This window comes from Nocardia sp. BSTN01 (assembly GCF_015354405.1).
Classification (GTDB): domain Bacteria; phylum Actinomycetota; class Actinomycetes; order Mycobacteriales; family Mycobacteriaceae; genus Nocardia.
In genome coordinates this window covers 240,631-256,279 of record NZ_JADKYP010000002.1, presented here as the reverse complement: position 1 = coordinate 256,279, position 15,649 = coordinate 240,631, and the positions used below count along the sequence as shown (strand labels likewise).

Below are 15,649 nucleotides of genomic sequence, written 5' to 3'. Positions count from 1 at the left end.
TTTCGTCGTCGGCCACGGAGTGCCTCGGGTGAACGTCTTTGCCTCCCATGGCCTTCCGATCGCGAGCGGTGGTCCGGCAATTGAAGATACCGATACGCACATATGCGCATCTGACAATCTACTGACGGCATGGCTCGGTGCCGGCCGCCAGCAGGGGAGTCGCGCCATCAACCAGCCGGGATGCAAAAATCCTGTACCCGGTGTCCGTGCAGGGGAGTGGCGTAGCGGCCCGCTGGAGAGAAGATGCCAGCCGTACCTGTTGTCGCACTGAGGGTTTCGAGTGTGCTTCGCGCGATCGGAAGCTGCATCGGACACGGACGGACGATATTCAATGCTGTTACGCAGATATGCGCATCTAAACATGTATTGCCTAGTAGCGCGTGTTCAATCGATCCCGAACACACCCATTCGAAAGAAAGCCGCGACGCGGCTGGGGCTCACCAGTTGGAGGGCTCGTAGTCCTTGAGGAAGCAGCCGAAGAGGTCGACGCCGTCTTCGCCGCGCACGATCGGGTCGTAGACGCGGGCGGCGCCGTCGACGAGGTCGAGGGGAGCGTGGAAGCCCTCCTCGGCGAGACGGAGCTTGGTGTAGTGCGGGCGCTCGTCGGTGATCCAGCCGGTGTCGACGGCGGTCATGAGGATGCGGTCGGTCTCGAACATCTCGTGCGCGCTGGTGCGGGTGAGCATGTTGAGCGCGGCCTTGGCCATATTGGTGTGCGGGTGGCCGGGGCCCTTGTAGCCGCGACTGAAGACGCCTTCCATGGCGGAGACGTTGACGACGTATTTGCGGCGGGCCGGTGATGCGGCGAGCGCGGGACGCAGCCGGGAGATCAGCAGGAATGGTGCGGTCGAGTTGCACAGCTGTACTTCGAGCAGTTCGGTGGCGTCGACCTCGGCGACGGTCTGTACCCAGCTGTTGGTGTGCGCGAGATCGGGTACCAGCCCACCGGCATCGATCGCCACGCCGCGCGAAATACGTTCGGGGGTGGCCGATCCCGCGACCAGGGCGAGATCGGTGACCTCGGCGGCGGACAGGGTGGTCGGTACCGGCGCGGAGTGTAGGGAGGCGGTCAGTGCGTTCGGGTGGGCCTGGGTGGTGTGGCCGAAGGTGACGGTGTCGGGCAGTTCACCCGCGGGGAGCGGTGCGGATTCGGCCTCGACGAGCGCGGCATAGGCGCCGGCCGAGCGGCGGACGGTCTGGGCCGCGTTGTTGATGATGATGTCCAGGGGCCCCTGTGCGGCGACGTCGTCGGCGAGGGCGACGACCTGGGCCGGATCGCGCAGGTCGATGCCGACGATACGCAGCCGGTGCAGCCATTCGGCACTGTCGGGCTGGGCGGTGAAGCGGCGGATCGCGTCGTTGGGGAAGCGGGTGGTGACGGTGGTGTGGGCGCCGTCGCGCAGCAGCCGCAGGGCGATGTACATGCCGATCTTGGCGCGGCCGCCGGTGAGCAGCGCGCGGCGGCCGGACAGATCGGTGCGGGCGTCGCGTTTGGCGTGGTTGCGGGCGGCGCAGTCGGGGCACAGCTGGTGGTAGAAGCGGTCGACGCGGGTGTAGCGCTGTTTGCAGATGTAGCAGGGCCGTGCGCGCAGCAGGGTGCCCGCGGCGTCGCCGTCGACTGAGGTGGACAGCGGGATGCCGGCCGTCTCGTCGTCGATGCGGTGGGGGGAGCCGGTGGCGGTGGCGGCGACCACCGCCCGGTCGGCTTCGGCGACGGCGGCGCGGGCCTGATCGCGACGGCGGCGCTTCAGTTTCTTGAACATGTGCCCGACCGCACGCTGTACCGCGATGGAGTCGGGGTGGTTGTCGTCGAGCCGTGCGGCTTGGTCGAGGACGCGCAGGCAGATCGCCAGTTCCTCGCCATCGATGGTGTCCGGCTGGGACGTGGTGGGCGCGGTCGTCGTGGTGTGCTCAGCCATCGTGCTGCCGGATGATCCTTCGTCTGCGGGGGTATGCCGCCGCCTATTGTCTCATCGCGGCTGCTGGGAGCCGGCGGGGCTCCTCAGCGCGGGGTGTAGTGGATGGGCCGGTGGTCGGTGTGCTGGTCGTCGATGAAGTTGGCGATGGCTTCCACGACCAGCAGCGGCTCGGTCAGCGGCAGCCAGGGGTCGGCGGGCAGTTCGCGCAGCCAGAGGCGGTCGACGTCGCGGCGGATGTGGGTCCGCAGGCTCGGCAGGGCGGCGGTGTCGGCGCGGTCGAGAATGAGCTGGACCGGTACGGCGGTGTGTTGCGGGCGCGGGTGGCGCAGGTGGTGGACGAGGTTGGCCGAGACGATGCGGGCGCCGGCGAGCAGGTCGGTGGGCCAGGTGCCGGCCTGTGGGACGATCCGGGCGCGCAGGCGGGGCCAGTGCAGGAGGCGGCGGCCGAGGACCAGCCAGCTGAGGCGCGGCAGCCGCCACCAGGGGCTGCGCGGGCAGCGGAGATCACGCAGTGCGAGGGCCAGGTGGTCGAGGTGGGGGGCCGACAGGGCGGTGGCAGACGCGATGCGGGTATTGGCGCGCGGGTCGCCGAGGGCGTACCAGAGTTGGATCGCGCCCCAGCCGTGGCCGGCGAGGTGGACGGGTGTGCTGGGGCTGACGGCGTCGATGACGGCGAACAGGTCGTCGGCGAGGTGGGGCAGGCGGTAGCGGTGGGTGCGGGTGGGTGCGCTGGAGCGGCCGTGTCCGCGGACGTCGTAGGTGACCACGTGGAAGCTGTCGGCGAGTCCGGTGGCGACGCGGTTCCAGATGCGGTGGGTGTCGGTGATGCCGGGGATGAGCACGATGGTGTCGGCGTCGGGGTGGCCGTATTCGTAGACGGCGAGGTCGCCTCCGTGGGCGGTGACGGTGCGGTGGCGGGAGGGGGTGCGGGCTGGGTTCATCGGTCTACCTCGTGAGCGCGGGACGGAGCCGCTCGTACTGCCGGTACGGTCAACGGTACCGACAGTACGCGATGGGCTTTTCGTCAGCGCGCGTCGGTGGGAAATCTCCCTGACTGCCGGAATTTTCGCTGGTGGACGCGGCGGTCGTCGCTTCGTACCGGCGGTACGTTAACCTGAATGAACCTATTCGCTCGGCTGGGGAGGAGCCCATGGTGTCTCGGGTCGGCCGGCGAGCTGCCGCGCCTGGGGTTGCACGGGAGGAGATCGTCGATGCGGCGATCCGTGTGATCGATCGGGACGGGCCGCAGCCGAGTATGGACGACATCGCCCGTGCGGCGGGCATGACGAAGCCACGGCTGTATCGGCAGTTCGCGGACAAGGCGGATCTGTACACCGAGATCGCCGATCGGATGTCGCGCGATGCGTTCGCCGCGGCGGGGCAGGACATGACGTTGCTGCTGCAGCCGCCGCGGCCCGCGCTACGGCGGGTGTTCACCGCGTATGCCGACGGAATTCTGGCCCATCCCAATGTCTTTCGCTTTCTGATGCAGGCACCGGTGGTGCAGACGGCGCAGGCGAGCCGGTCGGGTGGTGCGGCGGTCGGGGCGGTGTTGCAGTTCGACCTGGGCCGCGATGCGGCGCGGCGGTTCGCGAAGCTGGCGCGGTCGATCGCGGAGGCGGTGCCGATCGAGACGGCGGGGCTGGACTATCTGGCGCGGGCGGTCGTCGGTGTGGTGGTGGCGACGACGGATCTGTGGCTGGAGGATTCGGCGGCGCCGCGGCGGACCAGCGCGGATTTCGTGGCGGAACTGACCGAGTTGGTGTGGTCGCTGATCGACGGTTTCCTGCGGCGGCAGCGGATCGTGGCGGATCCGGAGGTGCCGATTTTCAGCACGCTGGCGGGGGTGAATACCGCGCGGGATGCCCACTGAACGGCGTTGTTGACATGCCGCCAATAGTGCGCCAGGCTGGTGCGCGGGGCCGGTGCGGTCCGGTCCTGGGTACGAGACGAAGGAAGTAACGATGGCGCGCGCCGCGTGGAGCGACGATGAGGTCGAGGCCGTCCGGGATCTGGCGAAGACCTTCTTCGAGAAGGAAGTCCTGCCGAACGAGGAAAAGTTCGTCGCGCAGGGGCATCCGGACCGCGAACTGTACAACCGGGCGGGTGAGCTGGGTCTGCTGTGCGCCGCGATTCCGTCCGAATACGGCGGTGGCGGTGGCACTTTCGCGCACGAGGCGGCGTTGATCGAGGCGCAGTCCTATGCCGGTGACGGTTCACTGGGTATGCCGGTGCATTCGTCGATCATCGCGCCCTACATTCATCATTTCGGAACCGAGGACCTCAAGCGGCGGGTGCTGCCGAAGGCGGCCAGTGGTGAGATGGTGCTGTCGATCGGCATGACCGAGCCGGGGACGGGTTCGGATCTGCAGAACATCAAGACCCGCGCGGTGCGCGAGGGTGACGAGTACGTGATCACCGGGTCGAAGATCTTCATCTCCAACGGCTGGTTGTGCGACGGCATCATCATCGCTGCCAAGACCGACCCGACGAAGGGCGCGGCGGGCGTGTCGCTGATCTTCGCCGAGGTGAGTGACGAGACGCCCGGTTTCCGGCGCGGCCGGATCCTGAACAAGATCGGCGGTAAGGCGCAGGACACCGCGGAGCTGTTCTTCGACGGCTTGCGGGTGCCGGCGTCGAATCTGCTGGGTGAGGCCGAGGGGCAGGGCTTCTATCAGATGATGCAGCTGCTGGCGCAGGAGCGGCTGGTGACCGCGATCATGGCGGTGTCGATGATGGAGCGGGCGGTGGAGTTGACCGTCGAATACACCAAGGGCCGTGAGGCTTTCGGTAAGCCGCTGTTCGCGATGCAGAACACGAAGTTCGAGCTGGCCGAGTGTGCGACGATCGCGCGGGTGAGCCGGACGTTCCTCGATGATGCGATCGGCAAGCATCTGCGGGGTGAGCTGGACATTCCCACCGCTGCGATGTCGAAGTACTGGCTTACCGACCAGTTGGGTATTGTGGTGGACCGCTGTCTGCAACTGTTCGGTGGCTATGGATACATGACGGAGTACCCGATTTCCCAGCTGTACACCGGTGCGCGCGTGCTGCGCATCCTCGCCGGTTCCAACGAGGTGATGAAGGATCTCATTGCCCGCTCACTCTGACACCACAACCCAGCCGGTGCCGGCCGATGCCGATTCGGCTCGGCGGCGCCGGCTGGAGCCGGACGAACGGCGCGCCCAGATTCTGGCCTGCGCCATCGAGATGTTCGGCGAACGTCCCTATGCGGCGGTGTCGACCGCTGAACTCGCGCAGCGCGCCGGGGTGGCGCGCGGGCTGATCAATCACTATTTCGGCAACAAGCGCGATCTGTATCTGGCGGTGGTGCGCCGGATGGTGACGTTGCCGCGCGCCGATTACATGGTGATGCCCACCGGTACGCCGCGCGAGCGGGTGGATGCGAGTGTGTCGTGGTTGCTGGACACGATCAGCGGGTTGGGCAGCACCTGGGTGAAGGTGACCGGGCATGAGGGGATCGGGGACGATCCGGAGGTGCAGCGCATCCTGGACGAGGCCGACGACGCGGCGGCCGATCGGTTGTTGCAGATGGTGGGCCTGTCCGGGTCGGCGCGCGACGACGAGTTGCGGGCCTTGGTCCGCGCCTACAGCGGAATGGTGAAAACCGCTGGGCGCGAATGGATTACGCGCCGCAGCTTGAATCGTGAGCAGGTGCATCATCTGCTCGCGGATGTGCTGATGGCGTTGGTCGAGACCACGTTTCCGCGGATCGAGCAGGCCCGCTGACGGCGCCCGCGAGGGTGTGAGTCCTCAGCCGGGGGTGCGGGCGCGGCTGGGTTGGACGCGGGGTGGTTCGTTGGGCATCTTCGGGTAGTTCGGTGGCCAGGGTGCGTCGAGCAGGCCGGAATCGAAGTCGCGGCGCGACATTTCGAGCAGCGACTGGATCGATTGCGGGGTGCGGTCGGCCCAGGGGTCGCCGGATGCGGCGAGCCGTTCGGGGACCGTGGCGATGGTGAGTTCGTCGGGGACGATCGCATCGAGTGCGTCCCAGGCGATGGGGGTCGAGACCTGGGCGCCGACCTTGGGTCGCACACACCAGGCGCCGAAGACGGTCTTGTGTGGCGCGTTCTGGTTGTAGTCGATGAAGACACGTTGTCCGCGTTCCTCTTTCCACCAGTTGGCGGTGATGAGGTCGGGGTGGCGGCGTTCGAGTTCGCGGGCCATGGCGACCGCGGCGGCGCGGACCTGGTAGCCGTCCCAGACGGGTTCGAGGACGGCGTAGATGTGCAGGCCGCGGGATCCGGAGGTTTTGACGCGGGCGTCGATGCCGAGTTCGGCGAGCAGTTCGCGGGTGAGGACGGCGACGTGGCGCAGGTCGTCGAAGCCGATGCCGGGGGAGGGATCGAGGTCGATGCGCAGTTCGTCGCTGATGTCGAGGTCGCCGATCTCGCCTTCGGTGCGGGCCGGGACTCCGCCTGCGGGAATGTGATTGGGCCAGACGTGGAAGCCGAGGCAGCCGAGGTTGACCGCCCAGAGGATGTGGGCGAGGTCGGCGGCGACCAGGGCGTCGCTGGCGGTGCCGTTGGGGGTGGAAACCTGTACGGTCTGCAACCAGTCGGGGACCGATTTCGGGACGCGTTTCTGGAACCAGGATTTGCCGCCGGCGCCGTCGGGATAGCGTTCGAGCAGCACGGGACGGTTGCCGATGGTGCGCAGCAGGGGTTCGGCGACGGCTTGGTAGTAGCGGACGAGGTCGAGTTTGGTTTCGCCGCGTTTGCTGAAGTAGATCTTGTCGGGGTTGCTGATGCGGACGGTCACGCCGTGGGTGTCGATGTCGATGGCTTCGCTCACGGCTGGGCCTGCGCTTTCGCGGCGGTGAAGATGTCGGCGAGTTCGGCGGGCGCGACCTCTTCGAGTTGGGCGTAGGTGCACGATTGCGGGGTGCGGTCGTCGCGGAAGCGGACCAGGCGCCCGCCGTGGCGTAATCTCCCGGCCATGAGGTGCTCGTAGCGGACCTCGGCGACCAGTTCGGGCCGTAGTGGTTCCCAGGACAGGTCCTTGCCGCCGGTCCAGCGGCTGATGCCGCCGGGCATCTTGCCTTCGGCCTTGGCTTGGGCGGCGGCGTCGGCCCAGGTGCGCCAGGGGTGGTTGTCGAGTGCGCCGTCGCGCAGCGGCGCCAGTTCGTCGACGAGTTGTTTGCGGCGGGCGGCGGTGAAGCTGCTGGCGACGCCGACGTGGTGCAGGTTGCCGTCCTCGTCGTAGAGGCCCAGCAGCAGGGAGCCGACGCCCTGGCCGTCCTTGTGCCAGCGGAACCCGGCCACGACGCAGTCGGCGGTGCGTTCGTGTTTGACCTTGACCATGACGCGTTTGTCCTGCATGTAGGGCAGGTCGCGGGATTTGACCATCACGCCGTCGAAGCCGGCGCCCTCGAATCGGGTGAACCAGTCCTGGGCGGTATCGGGGTCGGAGGTGACGGGAGTGAGGTGGATGCCCTCGTGCGGGGTGTCGAGGATCGATTCCAGCAGGTGCCGGCGTTCGTGGAAGGGCCTGGTGGTCAGGTCGTCGTCGCCGAGGGCGAGCAGGTCGAAGGCGACGAAACTGGCGGGTGTTTCGACGCTGAGTTTGTTCACGCGGGAGGCCGCGGGGTGCAGGCGGTTCTGCAGGACGTCGAAATCGAGGCCGTGTTCGGTGACGACGACGATTTCACCGTCGAGGACGCACCGCGGGGGCAGCGCGGCGTCGAGCAGTCGCACCACTTCCGGAAAATAGCGGGTGAGTGGCCGGTCGTTGCGGGAGCCGAGTTCGATCTCGGTGCCGTCGCGAAAGACGATGCATCGGAAGCCGTCCCATTTGGGCTCGTAGAGGAGCGTGTCCTCGCGGGGCAGGGCGCCGGCGGATTTGGCCAGCATCGGTTTCACCGGCGGCATGACGGGCAGGTCCACGCGATCCTCCTCGGGTCGGTCTCACCCATGCCGACGGTGCGGGCGGGAGAAATTCATCGCCCGCATCGTCGTCATGATCGTAGGCCGAGAGCCGCCGCCCGCGGTCGCGGGACATTCGCCCGGTCGGTCAGTTCTCCAGCCAGCCGTGCTGGTCGGCGAATTCGGCGAGCCGGTCGCGGATGGTGATGATCTCGCCGGCGGTGAGGGCGGGGCTGGCGTCGAGCAGCAGTTCGGTGATCAGCCGTTTGTGTTCGGCGGCGGTGAGCTGGCCGGTGCCGCGGCCGCGATGGCGTGGTGGCGCCGGTGTGCCGCCGACCGCGGTCAGGTTGACCGCCTTGGGTCCTCGATCACCCTCGGTGACCTCGAATTCGAATACTCGCCCCTGCCGCAGTTCGTCCTCGTCCAATCCGATGTCGTTCACATGAACGAATACGTCCGGCCCGCCGTCTTCGGGACGGATGAATCCGAACCCCCGAGAACTGTCGAAGGACACCAATTTCCCGATCGACACCTACACCTGCTCCTCATAGCCGTCCGTGTGCGGTCACTCTATCGGTGCCCCGGAGTGGTTGTCGGTGGAAAGAGCCTTTTGCAGTGAGTTGAATACCGTCAATCCCTGCCCGACCATTCCGTTGACCAATTCGCCGACGCCGTCGGGTCCGTTGAGGACGGTCAGATTGGCGTTGGACAGGCCGAGCGACGCCTGTTTGACGATTTCGGGCAGTTGCTCGATCAGCAACTGGTCCAACGCGATTCGGTTGTTGGAGGCCGCGGCCTCGGCCTGGATGCGGGTGCGGTCGGCCTCGGCCTGGGCGAGCACGCGCACGCGTTCGGCTTCGGCTTGGGCGGGTTTGACGACCTCGGCCTGCAGTTGCTGTTCGCGCAGTTGTGCTTCCTTGCGGGCGCGTTCGGCCTGGGCGGTGAGCACTTCCTGCAGGGCGATGGCTTCGGCGAGGGGACCGGCCTGGCCGGCCTCGGCTTTGGCCTTGTCGATGTCGCGCTGATATTCGGCCTGCAGAATCGCGGTCTGCCGTTGATATTCGGCCTGTTTGCGCAGCGATTCCTGTTCGGCTTCGGCGGCGAGCTGGGCGGCGGCGGCCTGGGCGATCTGGGCGTCGCGCTGCACGGCGGCGTTGTGTGGCGCGGCGAGGGCGGCGATGTAGCCGAGTCCGCCGTCGTCGATGGACTGGATCTGGAACGAGTCGACCCACAGTCCGATGTTGCTCATCTCCACCTTGGAGGCGACCAGAACCTCGTCGGCGAGTTTCTGGCGTTCGCGGATGATCTCCTCGACGGTCATGGAACCGACGATGGAGCGCAGGTGGCCGGAGAAGATGCGCCCGGTCAGCACCGACATTTCGCGTTCCTGTTCGGACAGGAATCGCTGCGCGGCGTTGACCACCGACTGGGTGTCGTTGGCGACCTTGAAGGCGATGACCGCGCGCACGTCGAGCTGGATGGCCTGACGGGTGACGCAGCGTTCCTGGATCTCGGATTCGAACATCGCGAGCGACAGGTAGCTGACCTTGCGGAAGAACGGCATCACCCAGGCGCCGTGGCCGGTGATGACGCGGAAGGGGGCGTTGTCCTTGGCGCGGCCGCCGCTGATCAGCATGGCCTCGTCGGGATCGGGCACGTGATAGCCCAGCACTGGTGTCTCCCTTGCTATTTCGATATATCCCCACCCGGTCCGAAGTCCAGCGGAATCCACTCGACGACATCGACGATCCGGCCGGGGTGCACGGCGACCACGAGTACGGTGGTGCCGGCGTCCAGGGGTTCGGTGGATCGCGCGATGTACAGCTCTGTGCCCCCTCTGATCGCGACCAGGACCTCCCCGAGCATGCCTGCGCCCCGGATCGGCGTTGTGAGCCTACCGGTCGAACCGAGTACCGGGTCTTCTATCGCGGGGAACTCCTTGCCGGACAACGAATGAACGGATGGGAACCAATGTAGTGCGGGTGTACGGGGCCGTGCCCGGGGGCGGCAAGATAACGGCGGGAACGGACGAATCGGGCGCGAAAACTCGGAGGTTTCGATATGGCCTCCCCTGGGAAAAGGGGGCTGGTCAAGTGATCGGTCACCTGGCAGGCTGAAGCGGTGACCTCTCCTCCGGATATTCCTGCGGCGACGTCGGATCCCGCGTCCGACACACTCGATGCCGCCGTGTTCAAGGTGGCCGGTGTGGTCGTGCTCGGCGCGATCATGTCGATCCTGGACGTGACCGTCGTAACCGTCGCGCTGCCGACGTTCCAGCACGAATTCGACACCAGCTACGCCATCGCCGCCTGGACGATGACCGGCTACACCCTGGCCCTGGCCAGCGTCATCCCGCTGACCGGCTGGGCCGCCGACCGATTCGGCACCAAACGCCTCTACATCCTGGCGCTGACGTTCTTCATCCTCGGCTCGGTGCTGTGCTCCACGGCCTGGAACATCGAGTCGCTCATCGCGTTCCGCGTCGTGCAGGGGCTCGGCGGCGGCATGCTGATGCCGCTCGGTATGACCATCATGACCCACGCGGCCGGGCCGCAGCGGATCGGCCGGGTGATGGCGGTCCTGGGCGTGCCGATGCTGCTCGGGCCGATTCTGGGCCCGATTCTCGGTGGCTGGCTGATCGGCAGTTTCAGCTGGCACTGGATCTTCCTGATCAACCTGCCCGTCGGCGTGGTCGCGCTGATCCTGGCGGTCGTGGTGCTGCCGTCGGACCGGCCCGAACCCTCGGAATCGTTCGACTTCCTCGGAATGCTGCTCGCGTCACCGGGATTGGCGCTGTTCCTGTTCGGTGTGTCCTCGATTCCCGAACAGCACACGGTGGCCTCGGCGCGTGTTCTGGTACCGGCCGCGATCGGCCTGGTGCTGATGGTCGGATTCGTCTTCCACGCGCTGCGCACCGAACATCCGCTGATCGATCTGCATCTGTTCCGCAATCGCCAGCTGACCTTCGCCGTGCTGACCGCGGTGTTCTTCGCGGTGGCGTTCTTCGGTTCCGGTCTGCTGCTGCCCAGCTATCTGCAGCAGGTGCAGGGTAAGTCGACGCTGGTGACCGGATTGCTCATCGCCCCACAGGGTTTGGGCGCGATGATCACCATGCCGATCGGCGGCAAGCTGGTCGACAAGATCGGCCCCGGCAAGGTGGTGATGAGCGGTCTGGCCGTCATCGCGGTGAGCATGGTGTTCTTCACTCAGCTCTCGGCCGATACGTCGCTGCCGTTGATGTGTGTGGCGCTGTTCGTGATGGGTCTGGGCATGGGCTTCACGATGATGCCGACCATGACCGCCGCGATCCAGACGCTGACCCACGCGCAGGTGGCGCGCGGTTCGACCTTGATGAACATCGTCAACCAGGCGGCCGGTTCGATCGGTACCGCGATCATGTCGGTGCTGCTGACCAACATGCTGGAGAACCGTCCGCTGGCACAGGCGGCGATCGGATCGCAGTTCGATCCGACCATCGCGCAGAAGCTGCCACCCGAGCAGCTCGACACCGGATTCGACCAGGCCGCCACCGCCTACGCGCACACCTACATCGTCGCCCTGGTGCTGGTTCTGGTGACGCTGATCCCGGCGGCGTTCCTGCCGCGCGCCAAACCGAAACTGCCCCAGGAAGGTACCGACGCACCGGTGCTGATGGGGCACTGACCGTCGAGGGCCCAGCCCTCGTTCACCGACCGCGATCGCGCATCGACTGCACGAACGCACCGCATGCCGTCCGGGCGTGGCCTTCGGGTCCGCCCGGGCGGCATGCGACGTTTCGACGCCGTTCGATCGGGCAGTTCCACTCTGATCGCTGCTGAATTGCTGCCAACGTTCCGGTGACAGTTGGATCACTTTGGATGAACCCGTGGCGATTCGAGTTGTACTTTTAAATTCCCAGTTCAAATGCACTGACGAGCGGGTGAACGAAAGGGGCGGTCATGCCGTTGCGCAAGAGTTTGCTGGGATCGCGAACCGGGTCGGTGGGTGCGACAACCGTCACGTCCGTTCGCGCATCACTGACCCCGGAAGCGTTGACCACCGGTGGCCTGCTGCTCACCGCGGCCGGACTCGCCCTGGTCGGTCCCCTGCTCGCGGCGATGCTGATCCGGGCCAGTGGCGCGGGCCGCACCGACGCGGCGGCGACGACACCCCTGGTGCTGGCGATGCTCGCCGTGATCGTCGCCGTGGCGAGCGGTTTCGCCCTGTTCGTCTCGGCGTGGCGGCGGGCCCACACTCCGGCGCCGACACACGTGCGCGGCGTGTCGGCGGTGCGGGCCGAATCGGTGCGCTCCGAATTCGACAGCGGCGGTGGGCTATGAGTATCGCCGATATCGAACGGGTGCGGCCCGATCGGCTGCGGTGCCGGCAGCTGCGGGTGCTGGCCGTGGTCACGAACGAATCCGATTGCCGCGACGCGACTCAGGTGCTGCTGGAGCGGGCGTATCGCCGCTGGTCGGGTCGCCCGGACTGTGATCACTTCCCGCCTGTGCAGCGCTGGCGCGCTGTCGAACCGGGGTATCTGGACGGGGCGGAGTTGCTGCCGGGCTCGCTGATCGGCGCGGCGGCGGCAGGGCATCGTCCGCGTATTCGCGATCTGTCGCTGGGGGTGCAGGCCGCGCTCGTGCTGCATTCGGGATGTCCGGCGCTGGTCGAGGAGAGGGTGCTGCCGCGCGCGGGCCACGGGGCGCTCGCGCAGGGGTCACGGCGTGGCCTGCTCGTCTGCGTCTACGGGTTGCCCGAGGACGATATGACGCTGGCCGAAAGCGTGCTGGCCGGATATGCCGGGCTGGGCGCGCTGGCGGTGGTGGAACGATTCTCCCGGTGGCTGCCCGACAATGCCTCTCGTCCACCGGTATCGGTCCCCGCGCGCGCTGCGGGGACCGATCCGCGTGCCGTGGCGTGAACCGGTTCAGCTCGCCTGCGCCGGTTCGGGTGTCGCGGCCGGTTGCGCGGCGCGGTGGCGCAGCAGCACCAGGCCCAGCAGCGCGGCCGCGAGGCTGAAACCGGCGCTGATCCACGCCCCGTAGGACATGGCCGTGGTGAACGCCGACTTCGCCGGCTCGCCGAAGCCGAGAGCGAAGGCGTTGCCGATGTTCTCGCGCGCTGCCGCCGGGACGTCGGCCGGCATGTGCGAGGTGAACACGCCCGCCAGCACACTGCCCAGCACCGCGATGCTGACCGCCATACCCACCTGCTGGATGGTGTCGTTCATCGCCGAGCCGACACCAGCGTGCTCGAGCGGGATCGCGCTCATGATCGCGGCATAGGCCGCGGGACCGGCCAGGCCGCCCCCGACACCCATCACCAGCATCGAGGTGAGCACCCACGTGTAGCTGTCGGCGTTGGCGAGGATGACGAACGCCCCGGCCATCACCGCCAGACCGGCGACGATGAGGGCCTTGTTGCTCAGCTTCTTGCCGAGGGTGGCGCCCAGGCCGTTGCACACCGTCGCGGCCACAGCGTAGGGCAGCAGCGCCAGCCCGGCTTTCATCGGGCCGTATCCGAGGACGAACTGCAGGTACTGGGTGAGCATCAGCATCACCGCGCCCATGCCGAACACCATCAGCAGCAGCGTCAGGCAGGTGCCGGTGAAGTCGCGATTGCGGAACACCGCCAGCGGCAGCATCGGATGCGGCGAGCGGTACTCCCAGTAGGTGAATCCGCCCGCGGCCACCACCGCGAGCGCGATGACGGGGATATTCCATTCGCGTTCGATGATCACGTAGACGGTCGCGGTGAGCGCCGCGATCGACAGCAGCACGCCGACGATGTCGACCGGGCGTTGCTGTCCGTAGGTTTCGGGCATCAGCACTACCGCGGCGATGATGGCGATGATCGCGACGGGGATGTTGAGCAGGAAGACCGAGCCCCACCAGAAGTGCTGCAGCAGAAAACCGCCCAGGGTGGGGCCGAGGACGATGCCGACCATCGACACCGTCGACCAGCCGGCCATCGCCTTGCGGCGTTCGTCCTCCTCGAAGGTTGTCATCAGGATCGACAGGGTCGAGGGCATGAGCAGCGATCCGCCCACACCCATCGCGGCGCGGGCGGCGATCACCTGCCACGGTTCGCTGGCCAGGACCGCCAGCAGTGACGCCGCGCCGAACACCGCGAGGCCGGTGATGAGCATGCGGCGGCGGCCGAATCGGTCGGACAGGCTGCCGGCGGTGAGCAGGAGTCCGGCGAAGACCAGGACGTAGGCGTCGAGGATCCACTGGATGTCGGACGGGCTCGCGCCCAGTTCCCGGATTAGTGACGGGATGGCCAGGTTGAGGACGGTGCCGTCGATCATCAGCACCAGCAGGGACAGGCAGAGCACACCCAGGATCCACCAGCGGCGCGGATCGCGCGGGGGTGTCTCGGCGGATTCTCGTACAGTGTTCGATTCCACTCGAGCAGCGTACGATAAACTCGAACAGTGTGCGAGGCAATTACAGTGGTGCCGTGACCAAACCGTTCAGCTCGGTGTGGACGCGGCAGCCCCGCCCGCCCAAGAGGTCGGGGCTGACCCGCGATCAGATCGTCGCGGCCACTGTGGAACTGCTCGACGCCGACGGCCTCGACGCGCTGAGCATGCGCAAACTCGGCGCGCGCCTCAACGCCGGCGCGACCAGCCTCTACTGGTACGTGGCCAACAAGGACGAGCTCCTGGAACTGGCGCTCGACGAGGTGTGGGGCCTGGTCGAGACACCCGACCCCGAGCACGCGAACTGGCGGGAGGTGTTCACCACCTTCGCCTACAGCCTGCGCGCCACCATCCGGTCCCATCCGTGGGCGGCGAGCCTGCTGGGACAGCTGCCCAGCGTCGGCCCCCACGCCTTCGCGCTCACCGACCGGTTGCGCCGCACCTGCCTGCGGGCCGGATTCGACGGCACCGACGTCTACCTGGCCACCGCCCTGGTGATGAGTTTCATTCTGGGACAGGTGATTCCGGAACTGACCTACCGCAAGGCCGTCGGCGGCGAGGTCGACCACCAATCGGTGCTCGCCTCGATGGACCAGCTGGCCGCGGACTATCCGCAACTGCGCGCCGACTACCGCGACGCGCTACCCCAGGATCCGGAGGTGGCGCGGGCGCTGGCGTTCGACTTCGGGCTGGTCTGTGTGCTCGACGGGATGGCTGCGCGCCTGGGTGAGCCGCCCACGGCCGATCTGGGCCGCCCCGGTATGGCACCGCACGAGGAGCCGGAAGCGTCGCCGCACCCCGGAACACTCAGCGGCGCACCCGATAACGCAGGTGGGTGACCCGGCTGCCCGCCACGACAACCGGATCCTCCAGTAGGTGCGGTGCGGCGCCGAGATGATCGAACATCGGTGTGCCGCCGCCGAGCAGCACCGGCACCAGATCGATCCAGATCTCGTCGAGCAGTCCGGCCTCGAGCGCCTGGCGGGCCATCGTGCCGCCGTTGACGCCCACCGCGCGGTCGCCGGCGATCACGGCCGCGCGTTCGATCGCCGCCTCGATCCCGTCGGTGACGAAGGTGAACGGCGCCCCGGGATGCGCGTCGATCCACTGCTGCGGAATGCGGTGGGTGACAACGACTATCGGCCGGTCGAACGGGTGGATCCCACCCCAGCCGTCGGTGAGGTCGAACAGCCGGCGCCCGACCACGAACACACCCACCGCGTCGAGATAGGCCGCGACATGGTCGTGATCGACCTCGGTCATCGAGAACCGCAACTCCGGATGCGTACTCGGGTAGGCGCGGTCACCGGCCTCGTACCACGCGAACAAATGCTCGAAGCCGGATTCCTCCGGCCCGGCGATATATCCGTCGAGTGACATACTCGCGCCGCACACCACTGTCGCCATCTCGTCGCTCCTCCGACTCTCCTACACGGGGC

General features: G+C 67.4%; 16 protein-coding genes. 7 read left to right on the top strand and 9 right to left on the bottom strand.

The features are described from left to right. Positions 1 to 437 precede the first annotated feature (437 nt). Both IRT45_RS02835 and IRT45_RS02830 read right to left on the bottom strand, forming a co-directional pair. On the bottom strand, positions 438 to 1,919 hold the full coding sequence (locus tag IRT45_RS02835) for an SDR family NAD(P)-dependent oxidoreductase (RefSeq protein WP_194804290.1): 1,482 nt from the start codon (positions 1,917 to 1,919) through the stop codon (positions 438 to 440). A gap of 83 nt (positions 1,920 to 2,002) precedes the next feature. Continuing rightward, positions 2,003 to 2,860, bottom strand: a complete 858-nt coding sequence (locus IRT45_RS02830) for an alpha/beta fold hydrolase (RefSeq protein ID WP_194804289.1) — start codon at positions 2,858 to 2,860, stop codon at positions 2,003 to 2,005. 209 nt (positions 2,861 to 3,069) lie between these two features. Between IRT45_RS02830 and IRT45_RS02825 the strand changes: the two genes are divergently transcribed. The 3 genes from IRT45_RS02825 to IRT45_RS02815 all read left to right on the top strand — a co-directional run bounded on the left by IRT45_RS02825 (position 3,070) and on the right by IRT45_RS02815 (position 5,669). Next, positions 3,070 to 3,792, top strand: coding sequence for a TetR/AcrR family transcriptional regulator (locus tag IRT45_RS02825; RefSeq protein ID WP_194804288.1), 723 nt, complete (start codon positions 3,070 to 3,072; stop codon positions 3,790 to 3,792). Between the two features lie 91 nt (positions 3,793 to 3,883). After that, entirely contained in the window at positions 3,884 to 5,029 is a 1,146-nt protein-coding gene (locus IRT45_RS02820; protein WP_036501108.1) for an acyl-CoA dehydrogenase family protein, read from the top strand. Next, positions 5,013 to 5,669 carry a TetR/AcrR family transcriptional regulator gene (locus IRT45_RS02815; RefSeq protein ID WP_051042408.1) on the top strand — a complete coding sequence of 219 codons (657 nt, stop codon included), beginning with the start codon at positions 5,013 to 5,015 and terminating at the stop codon, positions 5,667 to 5,669. Before IRT45_RS02820 ends, IRT45_RS02815 begins: the two co-directional genes overlap by 17 nt. Positions 5,670 to 5,693: 24 nt before the next feature. Here IRT45_RS02815 and IRT45_RS02810 read toward each other — a convergent pair whose 3' ends face one another. The 5 genes from IRT45_RS02810 to IRT45_RS02790 form a co-directional block, all read right to left on the bottom strand. Next, complete coding sequence (locus tag IRT45_RS02810) at positions 5,694 to 6,734, bottom strand: DNA polymerase domain-containing protein (RefSeq protein WP_194804287.1); 1,041 nt, start codon at positions 6,732 to 6,734, stop codon at positions 5,694 to 5,696. Further along, positions 6,731 to 7,825 (bottom strand): ATP-dependent DNA ligase, encoded by a 1,095-nt coding sequence (locus IRT45_RS02805; protein WP_309240770.1) that lies wholly within the window; start codon positions 7,823 to 7,825, stop codon positions 6,731 to 6,733. The genes IRT45_RS02810 and IRT45_RS02805 overlap by 4 nt, the downstream gene beginning before the upstream one ends. 127 nt (positions 7,826 to 7,952) lie before the next feature. Then, on the bottom strand, positions 7,953 to 8,336 hold the full coding sequence (locus tag IRT45_RS02800) for a cold-shock protein (protein ID WP_063910793.1): 384 nt from the start codon (positions 8,334 to 8,336) through the stop codon (positions 7,953 to 7,955). Positions 8,337 to 8,369: 33 nt separating this feature from the next. Then, positions 8,370 to 9,476, bottom strand: a complete 1,107-nt coding sequence (locus IRT45_RS02795) for a flotillin family protein (protein ID WP_194804286.1) — start codon at positions 9,474 to 9,476, stop codon at positions 8,370 to 8,372. A gap of 14 nt (positions 9,477 to 9,490) precedes the next feature. Continuing rightward, positions 9,491 to 9,670, bottom strand: a complete 180-nt coding sequence (locus IRT45_RS02790; protein WP_228533382.1) for a hypothetical protein — start codon at positions 9,668 to 9,670, stop codon at positions 9,491 to 9,493. 255 nt (positions 9,671 to 9,925) lie between these two features. On the opposite strand from IRT45_RS02790, the gene IRT45_RS02785 reads away from it, so the two are divergent. The 3 genes from IRT45_RS02785 (at position 9,926) to IRT45_RS02775 (ending at position 12,707) form a co-directional block, all read left to right on the top strand. Further along, on the top strand, positions 9,926 to 11,467 hold the full coding sequence (locus tag IRT45_RS02785) for a DHA2 family efflux MFS transporter permease subunit (protein ID WP_194804285.1): 1,542 nt from the start codon (positions 9,926 to 9,928) through the stop codon (positions 11,465 to 11,467). Between the two features lie 275 nt (positions 11,468 to 11,742). After that, the gene (locus IRT45_RS02780; RefSeq protein WP_194804284.1) at positions 11,743 to 12,123 is read left to right on the top strand and encodes a hypothetical protein; all 381 of its coding nucleotides are present in this window, start codon (positions 11,743 to 11,745) and stop codon (positions 12,121 to 12,123) included. Beyond that, positions 12,120 to 12,707: a hypothetical protein gene (locus IRT45_RS02775; protein WP_194804283.1), complete on the top strand. Its 588-nt coding sequence runs from the start codon at positions 12,120 to 12,122 to the stop codon at positions 12,705 to 12,707. Before IRT45_RS02780 ends, IRT45_RS02775 begins: the two co-directional genes overlap by 4 nt. 6 nt (positions 12,708 to 12,713) lie before the next feature. On the opposite strand, the gene IRT45_RS02770 is transcribed toward IRT45_RS02775, so the two are convergent. Next, positions 12,714 to 14,195, bottom strand: a complete 1,482-nt coding sequence (locus tag IRT45_RS02770; protein ID WP_309240769.1) for an MFS transporter — start codon at positions 14,193 to 14,195, stop codon at positions 12,714 to 12,716. Between the two features lie 53 nt (positions 14,196 to 14,248). On the opposite strand from IRT45_RS02770, the gene IRT45_RS02765 reads away from it, so the two are divergent. Beyond that, the gene (locus tag IRT45_RS02765; protein ID WP_194804282.1) at positions 14,249 to 15,049 is read left to right on the top strand and encodes a TetR/AcrR family transcriptional regulator; all 801 of its coding nucleotides are present in this window, start codon (positions 14,249 to 14,251) and stop codon (positions 15,047 to 15,049) included. On the opposite strand, the gene IRT45_RS02760 is transcribed toward IRT45_RS02765, so the two are convergent. Then, complete coding sequence (locus tag IRT45_RS02760; RefSeq protein WP_194804281.1) at positions 15,018 to 15,617, bottom strand: dihydrofolate reductase family protein; 600 nt, start codon at positions 15,615 to 15,617, stop codon at positions 15,018 to 15,020. The two genes, IRT45_RS02765 and IRT45_RS02760, sit on opposite strands and share 32 nt — an antisense overlap. Positions 15,618 to 15,649: the final 32 nt, after the last annotated feature.